This window comes from Limnohabitans sp. (assembly GCF_046052765.1).
Classification (GTDB): Bacteria; Pseudomonadota; Gammaproteobacteria; order Burkholderiales; family Burkholderiaceae_C; genus Limnohabitans.
The window spans coordinates 1-15725 of the sequence record NZ_JAVLFQ010000023.1; the positions used below are offsets into that span (position 1 = coordinate 1).

Sequence of the window (15725 nt, forward strand, 5' to 3'; positions counted from 1 at the left end):
ACGGCCATGATGCTCATGGCGCTGGTCGCAGGCGGCAGGTCCCGCGCCATGCCAAACCAAATGATTTGTGCAAAGCCGTAATTCACAAAAACCGCATATACCAAACTGCCCCAGGCCATGGGAGAAATTTGCCACGTCGGCCAAGTCTCGGTCGCTGAGGCTAAGAGCAAAATCACCGGACTGCTGAGCAACATCATCCACGCCGTCAGAGATTGCACAGGCAGGGTGAAACGGATACGCCGCATCCAAAGCGTGCCTATCGCCCAACTGATGGCACCAAGCTCCATCCACACAATGCCCATGGGCTTGCCTTGCAAAGCAGTGATTTCATGCGAGATGAGAAGCCCTATACCCAGCAGCGCTGCAATGACCGCGATGACGATGCGTTTGTTCAGTTGTTGTCCCATGAACAACACGCCAAACACCACGGTCCACACCGGAAACATGAAGCCTAATATTGACGCGCGTCCAGCAGGCAAAGCCAGCACGCCCAATATAGACAAGGTGTGCCACAAAAAAATATTCGGTATGGCGAGTAGCACGATGTCGCGCCATTCGCGCGGCGTGGCAGGCCATAAACGCAAACCACGGGTTCGAAAATAAAACATCAGCCACAGTGAAGCCAGACCCATGGTGATGCCTCGCACATACAGCGCGGGCAGTTCGCGCACCGCGATTTTCATCATCGGCCAGTTGATGCCCCACATCAAGGTTAAGCCCACCAGCGCGATCAGTTGCGCGCGTGTGATGTGCGGTGTTTTCAAACCGCCACCGGCGCTTTAATGGCCGGGTGACATTGGTAGTCACGCACCTCGAAGTCTTCGAACTCATAATCGAAGATAGATGCCGGTTTGCGCTTGATGTGAAGCGTTGGAGCGGGGAAAGCTGAGCGGGTCAACTGCAATTCCACTTGTTCGTGGTGGTTGCTATAGATATGGCAGTCGCCACCGGTCCAGATGAAGTCGCCGACTTCCAGGTCGCATTGCTGCGCCACCATGTGGGTCAAAAGCGCATAGCTGGCGATGTTGAAAGGCACGCCCAAAAAGATGTCTGCGCTGCGCTGGTAAAGCTGGCAACTGAGTTGGCCTTTGCCGCCTGGGGTAGTGGGTGGTGCCACGTAAAACTGAAAAAACGCGTGGCAAGGCATGAGCGCCATCTTGGACAACTCGGCCACATTCCAAGCGCTGACGATGATGCGTCGCGAATCGGGGTTGGTTTTGAGCGTGTGAATCACATCGCTGATCTGGTCGATGTGTTGGCCATCAGGTGTCGGCCAGCTACGCCACTGCACACCATACACCGGACCCAAGTCGCCGTCGGCGCGGGCCCATTCGTCCCAAATCGTGCAGCCACGCTCGGTCAGCCAGTTGTTGTTGCTCGAACCGGTGAGAAACCACAGCAGCTCGATGATGATGGATTTCAGGTGAACTTTTTTGGTGGTGACCAGCGGAAAACCTTGGCGCAAATCGAAACGCATTTGGTGCCCGAACACGCTGCGCGTGCCAGTGCCGGTGCGGTCGGATTTTTCGACCCCGTGCGTGTACACGTGGCGCATGAAATCTTCGTAGGGGGTGGGGATGGTGGCGGAAGTCATGGGGAGAGTTTAAAGCGGAGCTTCATGGCGCACTCAATCACGAATGAGGACCTGATACCTGAAGATTGGCCTAGTTGAAGTCATCTTCTTTTTGGTGTTTGATTCGGGCAATCAAGATATCGTCGCCGGGAAGGTGCCTGAATCTGGCTATGTAGCCGCTGCTGCCAAAATCAATGATGGCTTCGCGCAAGTAAATTCTGCCTTCTACAGGGCGGAATCTTTCCGGCATGACAGCAATTTTTGTGAGCGCATCACGAATGACAGCAATGGCTCGCTTTGCGACATCTTTGTCTTGTGTAGCCAGGAAGTCATGAAGCCGTTGCAGGTCTGCGATGGCTTGTGCAGAGTACTTTACGGATGGCATACCGGCGGGGGGAGTTCTTTATCCGATCCCCATGAATCTAACCAGGCCATGACTTCATCCTGGGTGGCGTGCAAACCGGTTTCGTCAAAATGTTTGATAGCTGCATCACAGCTTTCATGCCATGCGTGAGCGCGTTCTTGTTGTTCGATTAGCTGAAGAATCGCCTCGGTGGCAAGCGCATGAGGGCTGCGCTTTTGGCGCAGGGCGATGGCTTTGAGTTTTTCCCGCGCGGTCACATCCAAACGGATGGACATCGGTACAGTGGTTGAAGTCATGGTGTTTGGATCTGGCCGGTTACTTTGTAGTGCAAAGTATGGTAACCCACTACATGAAAGTCAAGTTCAATTTGAATTAATTAAAAATAGCTCATAATAAGAAATGGTAAAAAAAATGGACACCACACTTATTCGACAGGCTAACCTTGCTGATCTTGATGCTGTGTCAGTTTTATTTGATGCGTATAGACAGTTTTATCAACAAGCGCCTGACCTAAAACTCGCCAAACAATTCATTGAGCAGCGTATGCGCCGTTCGGAATCAGTGATTTTGTTGGTTCTTGACAGTACGCAACACGCCATCGGGTTTTGTCAGCTTTACCCTACTTTTTGCTCCGTAGAAGCCATTGACATTTATGTCTTGTATGACTTGTTTGTCTTACCTAGTGCAAGGCGTTCAGGTGCCGGCAAAAAGCTATTGCAAGCCGCTGAGCAGATTGCTTTGGAGAACGGCAAGTCCAGGATGGATCTAAGCACTGCGAAAAACAATAGCCCGGCTCAAGCTGCATATGAAGCTTTGGGTTGGGTGAGGGATGAGGTTTTTTTCACCTACAGCAAATATGTGCTTCAAGGCGAATTTTTTTAGCGTTAGCGGTGGTTCTCTGCTGCGTGCGACGCCGATGACTTACTGAAATCACAAGAGCTTCAAGGCATTGTGCAAACTGCAGGAAAAGACTGGTCGGTTAAGTTGTTGCTTGGCATTGGACACATTCCTTTGACCTTGGACCCTGTGGCGTTGAAAGCGGTGGTTGAACAGGTCACACATTGACAGAATCAACGCTCACCCACATTGCGAAGCACGGTCGAGTCCATCGACGATGGCAAGCCCTATCAACAGGCTTGCATCGCTTATGAAGTAGCGAGCCATTGATCCAAAGTTTCCATGTCGCGTGTGACTTCGTGGGCTTCGTGTGTGATCACTGGAATGCCAAGTCTGGATACGTGGGTGATGAAGTTAGCCATGGGCATTTGCGCCATGCGAGCGCCCCGTGCCAGTGACAAACCGTCATCTCGAAATAAAGCCGTTGCCAGTGCTGCACGTGCACCGGGTTCGGATAAAAGTTTTCCAGACTACAGGCCGATCATCACGGCGTCCGGCCTGATCTGCTCATGCCCATTGATTTAAGCCAATCGCATCAAATGTTTATTCTCAGCGCCCGTTGCCTATTTCACAGATATGCCTTGGTCCAAGGTGACAAGACAAGCCTGCTGACGCACCGCGAGTGCCAGCAAATAAGCATCAGTGATGTCCGCAGGGCGCAGCACTTGCTGCCAATCAATGGCGTTTGCATCTAGGGGGTTGATGCCATTCGCCCAGAACTCGTGCATGGGGTGACGCATGGCTTGCTGCAAACCGGCGACCACGGTCTGCATAGGCAAACGGTTGGGGTAGCTGGGTTGCGACATGATGCGTACACAGCCGTTCAAAGTGATGGGGCAACTGGCCCAGCCTGCTGTGTGGGTTGACAGCCATTGGCTGCACAAGCGATGGTGAACATGGTTGGCATCCAGCAATGCAATCAACACACTGGTGTCGAGCAAGGCCCGCAGTTTCATTCGCCTATGTCGTCGCGTATGGCACGCACCATGTCGCTGGTGACGATGTGTTGTCCAAGAGATGTCAGTGGCACAAAACCGTAAACCGCTGGCGGTTCCATGGCAACAACAGATGAAGAATGGGCTTGTGCAGGATCTGCCAAACCGAGTTGAATAGCTCGGCGCATGGTGTCGGAAATGATGCGTCCGGCTGTGGTTTGGCCGGCTTTGGCCAAGGACTTGGCAGCAGCCAGAATGTCATCGTCAAGGTCTAAGGTGGTACGCATGACGGCATTGTATCTGATGCATTCGCATCAGCGCATCAGCAGCCGCCCTGGATTCATCAGGTTGTGCGGGTCCAAAGCTTGTTTGATGCTGTGCATCAGTTGCAGCGCCACCGGGTCTTTGTACTGCGGCAGGCTATCGACTTTCAAACGGCCTATGCCATGCTCGGCGCTGACCGATCCGCCAAACGACATGACGGCTTCGTAAACCATGTGGTTCACCGCATGCTCATGAGTCTTTAAAAATTCTGCGGCATCTGCGCCTTCAGGGCATTGGATGTTGTAGTGCAAATTGCCGTCGCCCAAGTGCCCGAAATTCACCACACGAATGCCGGGCAATGCATTTGCCAAAGCCGCATCGGTTTGTTTCACAAACTCGGCTATCGCTGACACGGGCAGCGAAATATCGTGTTTGATGTTCAGACCTTCGGCTGCTTGCGCCGATGAAATGCTTTCCCGCACTTGCCAGAGTTCGAGCGACTGCGCCAAGCTTTGCGCTATCACCACATCGTTGGCGACATTCTTTTCAAGTGCCGCGCCCAGCAGTTGTTCCAGGCGTTGTTCGGCATGTGCTTCGGATTCGGTGTCGCTGAATTCCAGCAGCACGCAGTAGGGCGCATCTTGCCAAAGTGGCACTTGCAGAGCAGGGAAATGCCTGGCTACCAAGCCCAGCGATATGTGAGACATCATCTCAAAACCTGTCAGTCCCGCACCAAGTTGTTGCTGCGCCATGCCCATCAAATCAATCGCAGCTTGCACGTTAGGCACAGCCGCCCAGGCCATACGTTGCGCCGCCGGTTTGGGAAACAGTTTCATGCTGGCGGCGGTGATGATGCCCAGCGTGCCTTCGCTGCCAATGAACAAATGCCGCAAGTCGTAGCCGGTGTTGTCTTTGCGCAAGCCACTTAAGCCCGCCCACACATCGCCTTGCGCGGTCACCACTTCAAGCCCCAGACAAAGGTCGCGCGTATTGCCGTAACGCAGTACTTGCGTGCCGCCCGCGTTGCTGGCCAGGTTACCGCCTAGCGTACAACTGCCTTCGGATGCCAAGCTGAGCGCAAACAAAAAACCTGCTTGGTCTGCAGCTTGTTGCACGTGTTGAAGAATGCAACCGGCATCTGCGGTGAGGGTGGCATTTGCCGGATCGATGTGGCGCACTTGGTTCATGCGTTGTAAGTTGATCACCACTTCGCGTCCCGAGGTGTCGGGCGTAGATCCCATCACCAGACCTGTATTGCCGCCTTGCGGAACCATGGCTGCACCGGCAGCCGCACATGATTTAACGACGGCAGATACTTCAGCGGTGCTGCCCGGTCGCACCACGCACAAAGCTCGCCCGTGCTCGCGGCCGCGCCAGTCGCGCTCGTAAGCCGACAAGCCTTCGCCTGTGAGTACATTGCTATCGCCACAAACAAGGCGCAAGCTGTCTATCAACTTGTTCATGGTTTGTGGGCTTCTGATGAGGATGCCAAACCAGACACTGGAGCTGATGCATCCGCTGGTTGGCTTTGTTCTGTTTCAAGCTGCTTTGCCAATGCCGCATGCTGTAAACGCCACCTCACGTGCATGGCACTGGCGGCAAACAAAACCAAACACAAACCCACTTCAATCGCTGCATACATGTTGCTGGGCCAGCGGTCGCCGTTCCAGCGGATCACACCTTCAGCGAAATACAACCACACCACCAAGGTGACCCAACGGTAGGTGTACATGCGGTTTTTCAGCAAACCTGCCAATGGCAAACACAAAGGCAAGGCTTTGAGCACCAGCCAAGAGCCGCCCGGCCGCAAAGGTGCCAGCCACAGCTCCCAGGCGAGCGATAAAACAATCAGGCCGAGCAGGCTGCCCACCGCCAATAGACGGGTGAGTTGCGCGTGTCGGTGCGCGAGGGAAGTTGGGGTGTTGTTCAATGGCATGATATAGACCATGATTGTCACGCATATCTCAAACTTTGTGAGCCGGTTGCGGCAGTTTCCCTGGCGTCAAACGGCACGTCGCCTGGGTCAACGGTTTACCGAGGACCGCCTGGGTCAAACAGCTGGCGCTTTGACATTCACCACCACCATTGCGCTGGTGCCATTGATTACCGTGGCATTGGCCGTGATCACAGCATTTCCTTTGTTCGACCAGTTTCAAAACGTGTTGCAGCGTTGGCTGATCGAGAGTTTGATTCCAGACACCATTTCTCGGCAGGTACTGGGTTATTTGACGCAATTCACCACCAAGGCCAGTCGACTTGGCGTAGTGAGTTTCGCGGCGCTGATGTTCTCAGCCTTGGCGCTGGTATTCACTATCGACCGCAGTCTGAACGCTATTTGGCGCGTCAATAAAACCAGACCTTGGGGGCAGCGGGTCTTGCTGTATTGGGGAGCACTCACGCTGGGACCGATACTGGTGGCTGCTGGATTAGTGACCATGGCCTCGGTTATTTTGTGGACTGGCGGCTCACTGCGAAGCCAGAGTCCAGCCATGAAGCAAGCCTTAGATGTCCTCGAGTTTGTATTGTTGTGGGGAGGTATTTCGGCGCTTTATCGCTTTGTGCCCAATACCCATGTGCCATGGCGCCAAGTGCTGGTTGGCAGCTTGGGTACCACGCTGGTGATGGAGATTGCACGCAGTCTTCTCACTTGGTATTTAGCGCGAATGTCCACGTTTTCTCTGGTCTACGGTGCTTTTGCCACGGTGCCGATTTTGCTAGTGTGGATATACATGACATGGTCGATTGTCTTGCTGGGTGCAGTGCTGGTGGCAAGTTGGACGGGCTTGACCATGGGCCATGTGCGAGATCCGCAATTGCCGGGTGCTGATTTTCAATTGGCGCTGGACACTTTGCGCGAACTCAACAACTCCCGGGTGGGGAAAAGTTATGGCGCAGGTTTGCGTGAACTCTCTGTGCGTTTGAACGCTGATCCGTTACAAATGCAGCAGGTGTTAGAGCAACTGCAACAACTGGATTGGGTTGGCTTGTTGAATGAGGACAATGCAGGCAAAGCTCCGCGTTATGTATTGCTGGTGGATGCAAATTCCGTGTTGGTAGAGCCCTTGATGACCCAACTTCTCTTGGCAGATCAACCGGGCAGCAAGGCAGTGCATCAACAATGGCGCGATCGTGTGTTGGCAGACTTCATATAAGCGGATTGCTGCATGATGAAACAGAAATTCACGAGTACCTGTGTAGGCTCATGCATGCGGGACTAGGCGGACGTCGCTGAATCCATTAGTTATTTTTTATACGCATGCATGTAGGGCTCTAGGCGGACATCGCCGAATCCATTAAAAATTTCTTCATCGCATCCAGTGTTTCATCCGGCGACTCGCTCATCTGGTGGTGACCGTTAGGAATCATCACCACTTTCAATGCAATGCCGTTGTCTTTGGCATATTTGATCAAAGGCTGCGCCCCTTTGGGTGTGGTCATTTGATCGGCGTCACCCAAGACCATCAACACTGGACACTTCACCGCCGCCATGGCTTGCAAGCCTTGGTCATAGCTGTTGCAAGCGTTAAAACCTGTGTGAAAAACATTCACGCTGGCGTTGCTGGCCAATACCCGCCGACCCAAGGCCAGGCTGGCGCCAAACACCCAACTGCCCGCACCTGATGGGGGCGACAAGGTGGCGCGTGAAAAAACATTTGTCATATGCAAGGCTTTTTCTGGCGCGTCACGCGATGCATCGAGTAAACCTTGTGAGACGTGCATCGGGTAAGCGGTTCCAACCATGGCCAAATGCGTGACACGCTCGCCCAACTCTGCCGCTGCTTGCAAGCAAATCAGTGAGCCGAAACTGTGGCCTGCCAATGCAGCGTGTTTGATCTCCATGGCATCCAATAAATCTTTAACAAAGGCTGCGCCCTCTTGGACAGTGGCTGGCGGTGCGCCTGCGCTTTTGCAATGGCCGGGCAAGTCCACCGCTAAGACGTTCCAGCCATGGTGTGCGAGGTATCTGCTTTGCAGCAGCCACACGCTGTGGTCGCACAACACGCCGTGCACCAGCACGACCGTGGGTTGCGCCGGGTTGAAATCCTTGCCGCCGGTGTAGGCGTAACTGCGGTGACCGTTCACATCGATGTACATGGTGTGCTCCTTTAAGCGGCTTTTTCAGCGGCACGCAAGGCACGCTTTAAGTCATCGATCAAATCGGCCGGGTCTTCCAGACCCACCGATAAACGGATGGTGCCCGCGCCAATGCCTGCAGACGCCAACGCCTCGTCGCTCATACGGAAATGCGTGGTGCTGGCCGGGTGAATCACCAGCGATTTGCTGTCACCCACATTGGCCAAATGGCTGAAGAGTTTCAATGCCTCGATGAAAGCGCGGCCTTGGGCTCGCGTACCTTTGATGTCAAAGCTGAATACCGAGCCCGCACCGCGCGCACCGCCGCGCAACAGTTTTTGTGCCAATGCGTGACTGGGGTGGCTTTCCATCAACGGGTGACCGACGCGCGAGACCAAAGGATGCTCCGCTAAAAACTCAACGATTTTTTCGGTGTTGGCCAGATGCCTTTCCATGCGCAACGGTAGCGTTTCCATGCCTTGCAAAATCAACCACGCCGAGTGCGGACTGAGACACGCGCCGAAGTCTCGCAAACCCTCGCGTCTTGCGCGAAGTAAAAATGCGCCTACCGTGCTTTCCTCGGAAAACACCATGTTGTGAAAGCCTTCGTAGCGCTCGGTCAGCTCAGGAAATTTGCCGCTTTTCTCCCAGTCGAAAGAACCGCCGTCGACCACCACGCCGCCTATCACCGTGCCGTGACCGCTTAAAAATTTGGTCGCCGAGTGGTACAGCAAGTCAGCGCCAAGCGACAAGGGTTGCAACAAATAAGGCGTGGACAGCGTTGCATCCACCAGCAAGGGCACACCGTGTTCATGTGCGATTTGCGAAACCAAGGGAATGTCCAGCACATCCAAGCCCGGGTTACCCACGGTCTCGCCGAACAACAACTTGGTATTGGGGCGTATGGCGGCACGCCAAGCATCGATGTCATTCGGATGAACAAACGTGGTTTCAATGCCGAAGCGGCGCATGGTGAAGTGCAACAAATTGTGCGAACCGCCATACAAGGCCGAACTGGCGACGATGTGCGAGCCCGTACCCATCAGCGTGGCCACGCTCAAGTGCAGCGCAGCTTGACCGCTGGCCGTGGCGATGGCGCCTATGCCGCCTTCAAGTGCCGCAATGCGTTGCTCGAACACCGCGGTGGTGGGGTTACTGATACGACTGTAGACATGACCCGCACGCTCTAGGTTGAACAGTGAGGCCGCCTGGTCAGAAGACTCAAAGACAAACGACGTGGTCAAGTGGATAGGAACAGCGCGCGCGCCCGTGGCAGGGTCGGGCTGGCTGCCGGCGTGCAAGGCCAGCGTGTCGAAATGGGGATCGGCGTATCCGGGCATGGAAACCTCAGGCTAGGGTGGAGGTGGTGATTGTGGGGGAAACTCCTGCTGCCAAAATTTTCCCAATGACAGCCTGTCAATGGTCAGAAGCTGTGTGTCGCTAGCCACTCACGCAAAGCCAGATTCATCCGCGTTTGCCAACCGCGTCCCGATTGTTTGAATTGCTCAACAATGTCTGCATCTAAACGCAGATTGATATGGCTTTTGGTGGCAGGTAAGGGAGGACGTCCGCGTTTGGGCGTCAGCAAGTGTTCAGCCGCGTTGTGGCCTAACAAATCAGGCAGCACTTCTTTAGCCGGACGAGCACGGTTGAACCACGCCGCATCTGCTTGCGGGTTATCTCTGTCGGTTAGTTCAGCTTGAGGTTTGGGTGACATATTTTTTCTTTCTCGTTGATTGGCTCTTCTCAGGCTGATGACATGAATCAACTCCGCTCGCAAAGTAAACACCAGCATATACAACTTCATACCAATGAACCCCAGCGCTTGGTAGCGCTTTTCTGCATAGTCATGGCAGATATCTTCAGCGATCAATGATGTTTCCCATTCAAATTCACTGACCAATTCAAAACTCAATCCCCGGAGAGCCATGTTTTTTTCTGACTTTGCAGGATCGTATGAAAAATGACTCAATTATTGTACCCACAATATATCGTATGACTAGCCAAGTTGAGCTTGTCTTTGAAGTTTTGTGTAAAAGGTGTTTCAGGTAAAGCTTTAAAAATGTGAAGCAGTTACGTCTTAGGCGCTGAAAAAAACACCTTCATGTCTATCCGCGTTGATCAACGGTGGTCGCTAATACTTTTCTGAGCTATATTGAAACCATAACTTGCAAGACAAGCCACTGGAGACAGCCCATGAAAGTCAGCGATATTTTGCGTACCAAGGGCAATGCGCTCTACACCATCGCGCCATTGGTGCCATTGGCAGAGGCAGTGAAAATGATGGCAGAGCATGACCTTGGTTCTATTCTGGTGATGGACCACGGGGATTTGGTTGGCATTCTCACGTTTCGCGAAGTGATTCTGGCGCTCAACAGCAATGGCGGTCATTTGGGCAACACCACGGTGCGCGGCGCCATGGACGACCACCCGCTCACCTGCTCTCCTGACACCGAACTGGACGAGGTGCGTCGCATGATGCTCGAACGCCATGCGCGGTATTTGCCGGTGATGAGTAACCGTCAATTGATGGGCGTGGTCAGCTTTTACGACGTGGCCAAGGCGGTGGTGGACAGCCAAAATTTCGAGAACCAAATGCTCAAAGCCTATATACGCGACTGGCCGCAGGAGCAGGGTAGCAATCCGAATTAGACCTTCATTGTCCGCTTCATTCCCTGAGCCGGCCCCTCATGGATAATCCCACATATGAGCGGAAACACCTTAGGCACCTTATTCGCAGTCACCAACTTCGGTGAATCCCACGGCCCGGCCATAGGCTGCGTCATCGACGGCTGTCCGCCCGGCATGGCTTTGTGCGAGGCCGACATACAGCATGATCTGGATCGCCGCCGTCCCGGCACCAGTCGCCATGTCACCCAGCGCCAAGAACCCGATCAAGTGCAAATTCTGAGCGGCGTTTACCAAGGCGTGACCACCGGCGCTCCCATCGCACTGTTGATTCAAAACACTGACCAACGCAGCCAAGACTACGGCGATATTTTGCAAACCTTCCGCCCAGGCCACGCTGACTACACCTATTTGCAAAAGTACGGCGTGCGCGACCCGCGCGGCGGTGGGCGTTCCTCCGCTCGCCTGACCGCACCCACAGTCGCTGCTGGAGCTGTTGCTAAAAAATGGTTGCTGGAGAAATTCGGCACCACCTTCAAAGGCTGCATGACGCAACTTGGTGAACACGCCATAGGCTTTGAAGATTGGGCGCATGTGCCACACAACCCGTTTTATGCACCTGTTGCGGATGTGTCGCATTTGGAAACCTACATGGACAGTTTGCGTAAAGCGGGCGACTCCTGCGGCGCGCGCATCCGCGTGGTGGCGCAACACATGCCGGTCGGTTTGGGTCAACCCATTTACGACCGCTTGGACGCAGACATTGCTTTTGCCATGATGGGCTTGAACGCAGTCAAGGGCGTAGAAATAGGCGCGGGTTTTGCCAGCGTGGTACAGAGCGGTTCCACCCACGGCGACAGCCTCACGCCAGAGGGTTTCATTGGTAACAACGCGGGTGGCGTCTTGGGCGGCATCAGTACCGGTCAAGACTTGGAGGTCAGCATTGCGATCAAGCCGACCAGTTCTATCATGACGCCGCGAGACACCATCAATAGCGATGGCACGGCCACACAGGTGCAAACCAAAGGTCGCCACGATCCCTGCGTCGGCATACGCGCCACACCGATTGCCGAGGCCTTGCTGGCGCTGGTGGTCATGGATCATGCTTTGCGTCACCGTGCCCAATGCGGCGATGTGGTGATGCCTTTGTCGCCTATCCCTGCGCAACGCGGCGCTTAATGCCATGACCATGGACACAGCGCCGCGTGCCACGCGGCGACAACTGGTGCCGTTCGCCGCTTTGTCGGCCAGTTACTTCGCTCATATCGGTTTTTTCAATCCTTACTTGCCGCTGTGGCTCAAGCATTTAGGCCTGAGCCTATGGATGATCGGTTTGCTTACGTCCATGCAAGCGGTCACGCGTGTGTTCGCGCCTTATATCTGGGGTTGGTTGAGCGACCGTAACGGTGCGCGCGTGCCTTTGATGCGTTGGTGCTCGGGCATGGCTTTGTTGTGTTCCTTTGGATTGTTGTTTCACCCGTCACCCTGGTGGCTGGCAGCGGTGTTGTTTGGCATGTTCATACACACCAGCGCCATGATGCCCATGAGTGAAGCCGCCATGGCGCATCTGGTGAGTCACATGGGGACCTTGGATGTGCGCCGTTACGGGCGCATACGCTTGTGGGGCTCGGTCGGTTTCTTGGTCACGGTGTTTATCTCTGGCGCGTGGTTTGAAGCCCAGGGCATGTCCGGTTTTCCTTACTGGGCGGTGTTGACTTTATTGGCTGTCAACATCAGCACTTGGACATTGCCCGACAAGCGCGAGTCGGTGGTGCAGGTTCAAGGGCAAGCCGGTTTCTGGCAAGTTTTGCGTCAACCGCAGAGCTTGTGGTTTTTTGCAACATTGTTTTTTCATGTGTTGTCGCATGTGTCCATTTACACATTCTTTTCGCTGTATTTGGATGAATTGGGGTACGGTAAAGACATGATAGGCATACTGTGGGCGGTATCAGTCATTGTGGAGATCATGGGCTTTTTCTCGCAAAGTAAGTGGCTGCATTGGTTGAGCTTGCCGACATGGCTGTGCGTATGTACTGGCTTGATGGTGTTGCGCATGGGCTTGACCGCGTTTTATGCGCCACTGCTACCGGTATTGTTGCTGGCGCAGTGTCTGCACGTGTTTACTTTTGCGGTGCAACACACTGTGTGTATTGCATGGTTATCCAAACATTTCCCCGGAAGATTGCGCGGCAGGGGACAGGCTTTGTACGCCGTCATCGGCTACGGTTTCACCGGTGTCACAGGCGCTTTAGGCGGTGCAGCGCTCAGTACGCGTTTCGGTTTGCAACAAGTGTTTGTCATGGGCATACCGGTGGCTTTGCTGGCTTTGCTGTGTGCTGTCAAACTGCGTTCGGTTTCTCTTATGAAACCTCATTGATCTACAGCCGCATAAATATTCAGATTTATAAAAACTAACTTGCAGTTTCGTTGAATTTTTGTCACTCTCACCTGAAGGAGAGTGACGCATGACTTCCCCTTGTATTTTGATCATTGAAGACCACCCGATGATGGTCAACGCGTTGTCTATCAGCTTGCAACATATTTTGCCAGGTGCTTTGTGTTTGCATGCCAACAGTCAAGCGCAAGGACTTGCGTTGTTAGCACAGCATCCTGAATTGGCGTTGGTATTGTTGGATTTGAACTTGCCTGATTCACAAGGGATCGAGACCTTGCATGTGTTTTGTCAGGCACGTCCCCTCGGGGCCATGATGGTTTTTTCCATGGTGGATGACCACGATATTGAAAGCGTTTGTTTAGCTAACCACGTCTTGTATGTGCACAAGTCCCAACCTGTCTCCCTATTGGTGGAGGCGGCTTTACACGCACTGGCCTTGCCTCCGCCCCCAACAGGTCATCATGCATCTACAGCCTTATCAGCAAGGGAAGCTGAGCCGCAGCCTTTGTACTTGTTATCAGATCGGCAACTGCGCGTATTGTCAGAATTGGCCCGTGGAAAAACCAGCCGTGAAATTGCGCAGCAACTGGGTATAGAAGAAAGCACAGTACGGACTCACTTGAATGTGATTTACCAGCGATTGGATGTTAAAAATAAAACGCAGGCTTCGTCGATGTATTGGCGGTGGTCGCACGCGCTTGGTATGCCAAATGACTAAGCATTTTGTGTATGTCAGTCATGGCTTGTGTATGTGTATCGCTGCAGGCTTGCTGTGGGTGCTTGATGCCGCGGCTGAAACTGTGGTGTCACCATGGTTGTGGCAGCAATTGCGAATCGTTCCTGACGCCTTACCCGGTCTCACACCTGAGCAGGCATGGGAACGCAGTCTAGGCCCAGATGCCTTGCAACTCACGCATGCACATCAACCAGTGGCACCGGCCAACAGCGCCCCGTATTGGGCCGCTTGGCGCATGAGTCAAGAGGACGCGAACCGCTTGCCACTGTGGTTGAGTCTGCAGGCGCCCACGCAAGAAAACAGTGAACTCTGGTTGCGTTTCAATGGGGGCGAATGGCGACGCCAAGATCAGTTGCATGAAACCACCAACTTCGGCTGGGGCAGCGGACAGTTATTTCCCACATGGCCTATTTATGACACCAGTTACAGACAGATCGATTTATTGGTGCGCATACAAAGTGTGAATCGGGTGCAATTTCCTTTGATATTACAAACACCACAAGCATTCATGCAGCAACATTTGAAATTGTGTTTGTTCATTGGCGTTGTGATGGCCGCCCCCATGTTGATGGTGTTTTATGCGCTGACTTTTCTGCCGGTTTTGCGATCCAAGACCTTGATGCTTTTCATTCTTTTTGCGCTGCTTGAATGGGTGGCTGCAGCCTGGATCAGTGGGCTGATGAGTTTGCTATGGCCGGGTATCAGTCGAGTTCAAAACGCACGGCTTGGGTGTGTTGCTTATGGTTTGTTGTTCGGTGTCAGCACTTACCATGCGCAAGCATTTTTAAATACAGCTTTGCATTACCCAGCTCTACACAAAGGCTTACATATGGCGGCGGCCAGTTGGTGGATGACGCTGGCAACGTGTTTGTGGCTGTATCCCAATGAAATCAGATGGATACTTTTACTTGGCGGTAATGTCCACGCCTTCATCATGCTTTTCGTCAGTGTGTGGCATTTTCATCGTCAACCTGGCTTTAAACGCGCCGTATTTGTGTCGGTCTGGGTGGTTTATTTACTGGGCATGCTCATTTATTGGTTATTTCGCTTTTTAGAGTGGCCATTGGCCACAACCTTGGGCACGCATTTTGTGCAAGGCGCTGTGGTCACCAGTATGTTGGGCTGGTGTGCTTGCATGCAGGTCCTGCGTGAACGGGATACGTTGCGCATCCATATGCACCTGACGCGTGAACGCAGCCGCTGGTTTGCAGCGGCGCACCACGATTTATGGCAGCCGATGCAAAGTTTGCTTTTGTACGCCAAAGCCTTGGTACAAGCGGACCCAGACAAAAGACTTAAATTGCTCAGTGGCATGCAATTGGCCAGTCAGTCGATCGATGACTTCATGTCGCACTTGCGGTTTTGGTCTGAGGGGTCAAAGTCAAATGGGAGTAATTTGCAAAAGCTGCAAGACATGCCCATCGATGACATATTGCGGCCACTGGTCAACGAAATGCGTTTACTCTCAGAGCAACAACAGGTGATGCTGCGATTCCGTTCTTCGACCTACAAAGTACGCGTCAATTCAATAGAAGTCATTCGAATGGTGCGCAATCTTTTGACGAATGCCATGCGGTACACAGGTTCTGGCGGCAGTGTATTGCTTGGCTGTCGTCGCAAATCTGATTGTGTATGGGTTTGGTGCATGGACAATGGCGTGGGCATGTCAGAAAAGCAACTCGAAGACGCTGTTGAAGCGTTCACACGCTTTGATCAGACTGAAAGTGCGATGCGTCATTTGGGATTGGGTTTGTACAGTTTCAGGCAGTTGGCGCAGCAAATGCATTTAGAGGTGGTCTTGCGAAGTACACCCGGCAAAGGAACCATGATTGGTTTTGGCTTGCCATTGGCTTGAACTC

19 protein-coding genes are annotated in these 15725 nt (G+C 53.4%); 7 read left to right on the plus strand and 12 right to left on the minus strand.

Translation table 11 applies throughout. The features are described 5' to 3' along the window. The 4 genes from AC9UG7_RS02015 to AC9UG7_RS02030 form a co-directional block, all read right to left on the minus strand. A partial coding sequence (locus AC9UG7_RS02015) for a DMT family transporter (protein WP_509583584.1) occupies window positions 1-764 on the minus strand: 764 nt, incomplete at its 3' end. Beyond that, window positions 761-1594 carry a thymidylate synthase gene (locus AC9UG7_RS02020; protein ID WP_509583585.1) on the minus strand — a complete coding sequence of 278 codons (834 nt, stop codon included), beginning with the start codon at window positions 1592-1594 and terminating at the stop codon, window positions 761-763. The genes AC9UG7_RS02015 and AC9UG7_RS02020, both read right to left, overlap by 4 nt. A 70-nt stretch (window positions 1595-1664) precedes the next feature. After that, complete coding sequence (locus tag AC9UG7_RS02025) at window positions 1665-1958, minus strand: type II toxin-antitoxin system RelE/ParE family toxin (protein WP_509583586.1); 294 nt, start codon at window positions 1956-1958, stop codon at window positions 1665-1667. Then, complete coding sequence (locus AC9UG7_RS02030) at window positions 1946-2233, minus strand: CopG family ribbon-helix-helix protein (protein ID WP_509583587.1); 288 nt, start codon at window positions 2231-2233, stop codon at window positions 1946-1948. Before AC9UG7_RS02030 ends, AC9UG7_RS02025 begins: the two co-directional genes overlap by 13 nt. Window positions 2234-2348: 115 nt before the next feature. On the opposite strand from AC9UG7_RS02030, the gene AC9UG7_RS02035 reads away from it, so the two are divergent. Next, window positions 2349-2819 (plus strand): GNAT family N-acetyltransferase, encoded by a 471-nt coding sequence (locus AC9UG7_RS02035; protein WP_509583588.1) that lies wholly within the window; start codon window positions 2349-2351, stop codon window positions 2817-2819. A gap of 263 nt (window positions 2820-3082) precedes the next feature. Here the strand turns inward: AC9UG7_RS02035 and AC9UG7_RS02040 are convergent, their stop codons facing one another. The 5 genes from AC9UG7_RS02040 to AC9UG7_RS02060 form a co-directional block, all read right to left on the minus strand. Next, complete coding sequence (locus AC9UG7_RS02040) at window positions 3083-3265, minus strand: UPF0175 family protein (protein WP_509583736.1); 183 nt, start codon at window positions 3263-3265, stop codon at window positions 3083-3085. 132 nt (window positions 3266-3397) lie between these two features. Beyond that, complete coding sequence (locus AC9UG7_RS02045) at window positions 3398-3790, minus strand: TA system VapC family ribonuclease toxin (protein WP_509583589.1); 393 nt, start codon at window positions 3788-3790, stop codon at window positions 3398-3400. Further along, window positions 3787-4056, minus strand: a complete 270-nt coding sequence (locus tag AC9UG7_RS02050; RefSeq protein ID WP_509583590.1) for a hypothetical protein — start codon at window positions 4054-4056, stop codon at window positions 3787-3789. The genes AC9UG7_RS02045 and AC9UG7_RS02050 overlap by 4 nt, the downstream gene beginning before the upstream one ends. 27 nt (window positions 4057-4083) lie before the next feature. Next, window positions 4084-5496, minus strand: a complete 1413-nt coding sequence (locus tag AC9UG7_RS02055) for an FAD-binding oxidoreductase (protein ID WP_509583592.1) — start codon at window positions 5494-5496, stop codon at window positions 4084-4086. Continuing rightward, window positions 5493-5969: a DUF2069 domain-containing protein gene (locus AC9UG7_RS02060; RefSeq protein ID WP_509583594.1), complete on the minus strand. Its 477-nt coding sequence runs from the start codon at window positions 5967-5969 to the stop codon at window positions 5493-5495. The genes AC9UG7_RS02055 and AC9UG7_RS02060 overlap by 4 nt, the downstream gene beginning before the upstream one ends. A gap of 10 nt (window positions 5970-5979) precedes the next feature. Between AC9UG7_RS02060 and AC9UG7_RS02065 the strand changes: the two genes are divergently transcribed. Then, on the plus strand, window positions 5980-7185 hold the full coding sequence (locus tag AC9UG7_RS02065; RefSeq protein ID WP_509583595.1) for a YihY family inner membrane protein: 1206 nt from the start codon (window positions 5980-5982) through the stop codon (window positions 7183-7185). A gap of 118 nt (window positions 7186-7303) precedes the next feature. Here the strand turns inward: AC9UG7_RS02065 and AC9UG7_RS02070 are convergent, their stop codons facing one another. The 3 genes from AC9UG7_RS02070 to AC9UG7_RS02080 form a co-directional block, all read right to left on the minus strand. Next, a complete protein-coding gene (locus AC9UG7_RS02070; RefSeq protein WP_509583597.1) occupies window positions 7304-8128 on the minus strand; it encodes an alpha/beta fold hydrolase in 825 nt (274 codons plus the stop codon). Between the two features lie 11 nt (window positions 8129-8139). Beyond that, entirely contained in the window at window positions 8140-9447 is a 1308-nt protein-coding gene (locus AC9UG7_RS02075; protein WP_509583599.1) for an O-acetylhomoserine aminocarboxypropyltransferase, read from the minus strand. An 83-nt stretch (window positions 9448-9530) separates the two neighbouring features. Then, window positions 9531-10079, minus strand: coding sequence for a BrnA antitoxin family protein (locus AC9UG7_RS02080; protein WP_509583601.1), 549 nt, complete (start codon window positions 10077-10079; stop codon window positions 9531-9533). Between the two features lie 224 nt (window positions 10080-10303). On the opposite strand from AC9UG7_RS02080, the gene AC9UG7_RS02085 reads away from it, so the two are divergent. From AC9UG7_RS02085 to AC9UG7_RS02105, 5 genes are all read left to right on the plus strand, one after another. Next, on the plus strand, window positions 10304-10759 hold the full coding sequence (locus AC9UG7_RS02085; protein ID WP_509583603.1) for a CBS domain-containing protein: 456 nt from the start codon (window positions 10304-10306) through the stop codon (window positions 10757-10759). A 54-nt stretch (window positions 10760-10813) separates the two neighbouring features. Then, entirely contained in the window at window positions 10814-11914 is a 1101-nt protein-coding gene (gene aroC / locus AC9UG7_RS02090) for a chorismate synthase (protein ID WP_509583605.1), read from the plus strand. Between the two features lie 4 nt (window positions 11915-11918). Next, window positions 11919-13112: an MFS transporter gene (locus tag AC9UG7_RS02095; protein WP_509583607.1), complete on the plus strand. Its 1194-nt coding sequence runs from the start codon at window positions 11919-11921 to the stop codon at window positions 13110-13112. Window positions 13113-13200: 88 nt separating this feature from the next. Next, window positions 13201-13848: a helix-turn-helix transcriptional regulator gene (locus AC9UG7_RS02100; protein WP_509583608.1), complete on the plus strand. Its 648-nt coding sequence runs from the start codon at window positions 13201-13203 to the stop codon at window positions 13846-13848. Next, window positions 13841-15721 carry a sensor histidine kinase gene (locus AC9UG7_RS02105; RefSeq protein WP_509583610.1) on the plus strand — a complete coding sequence of 627 codons (1881 nt, stop codon included), beginning with the start codon at window positions 13841-13843 and terminating at the stop codon, window positions 15719-15721. The genes AC9UG7_RS02100 and AC9UG7_RS02105 overlap by 8 nt, the downstream gene beginning before the upstream one ends. Window positions 15722-15725: the final 4 nt, after the last annotated feature.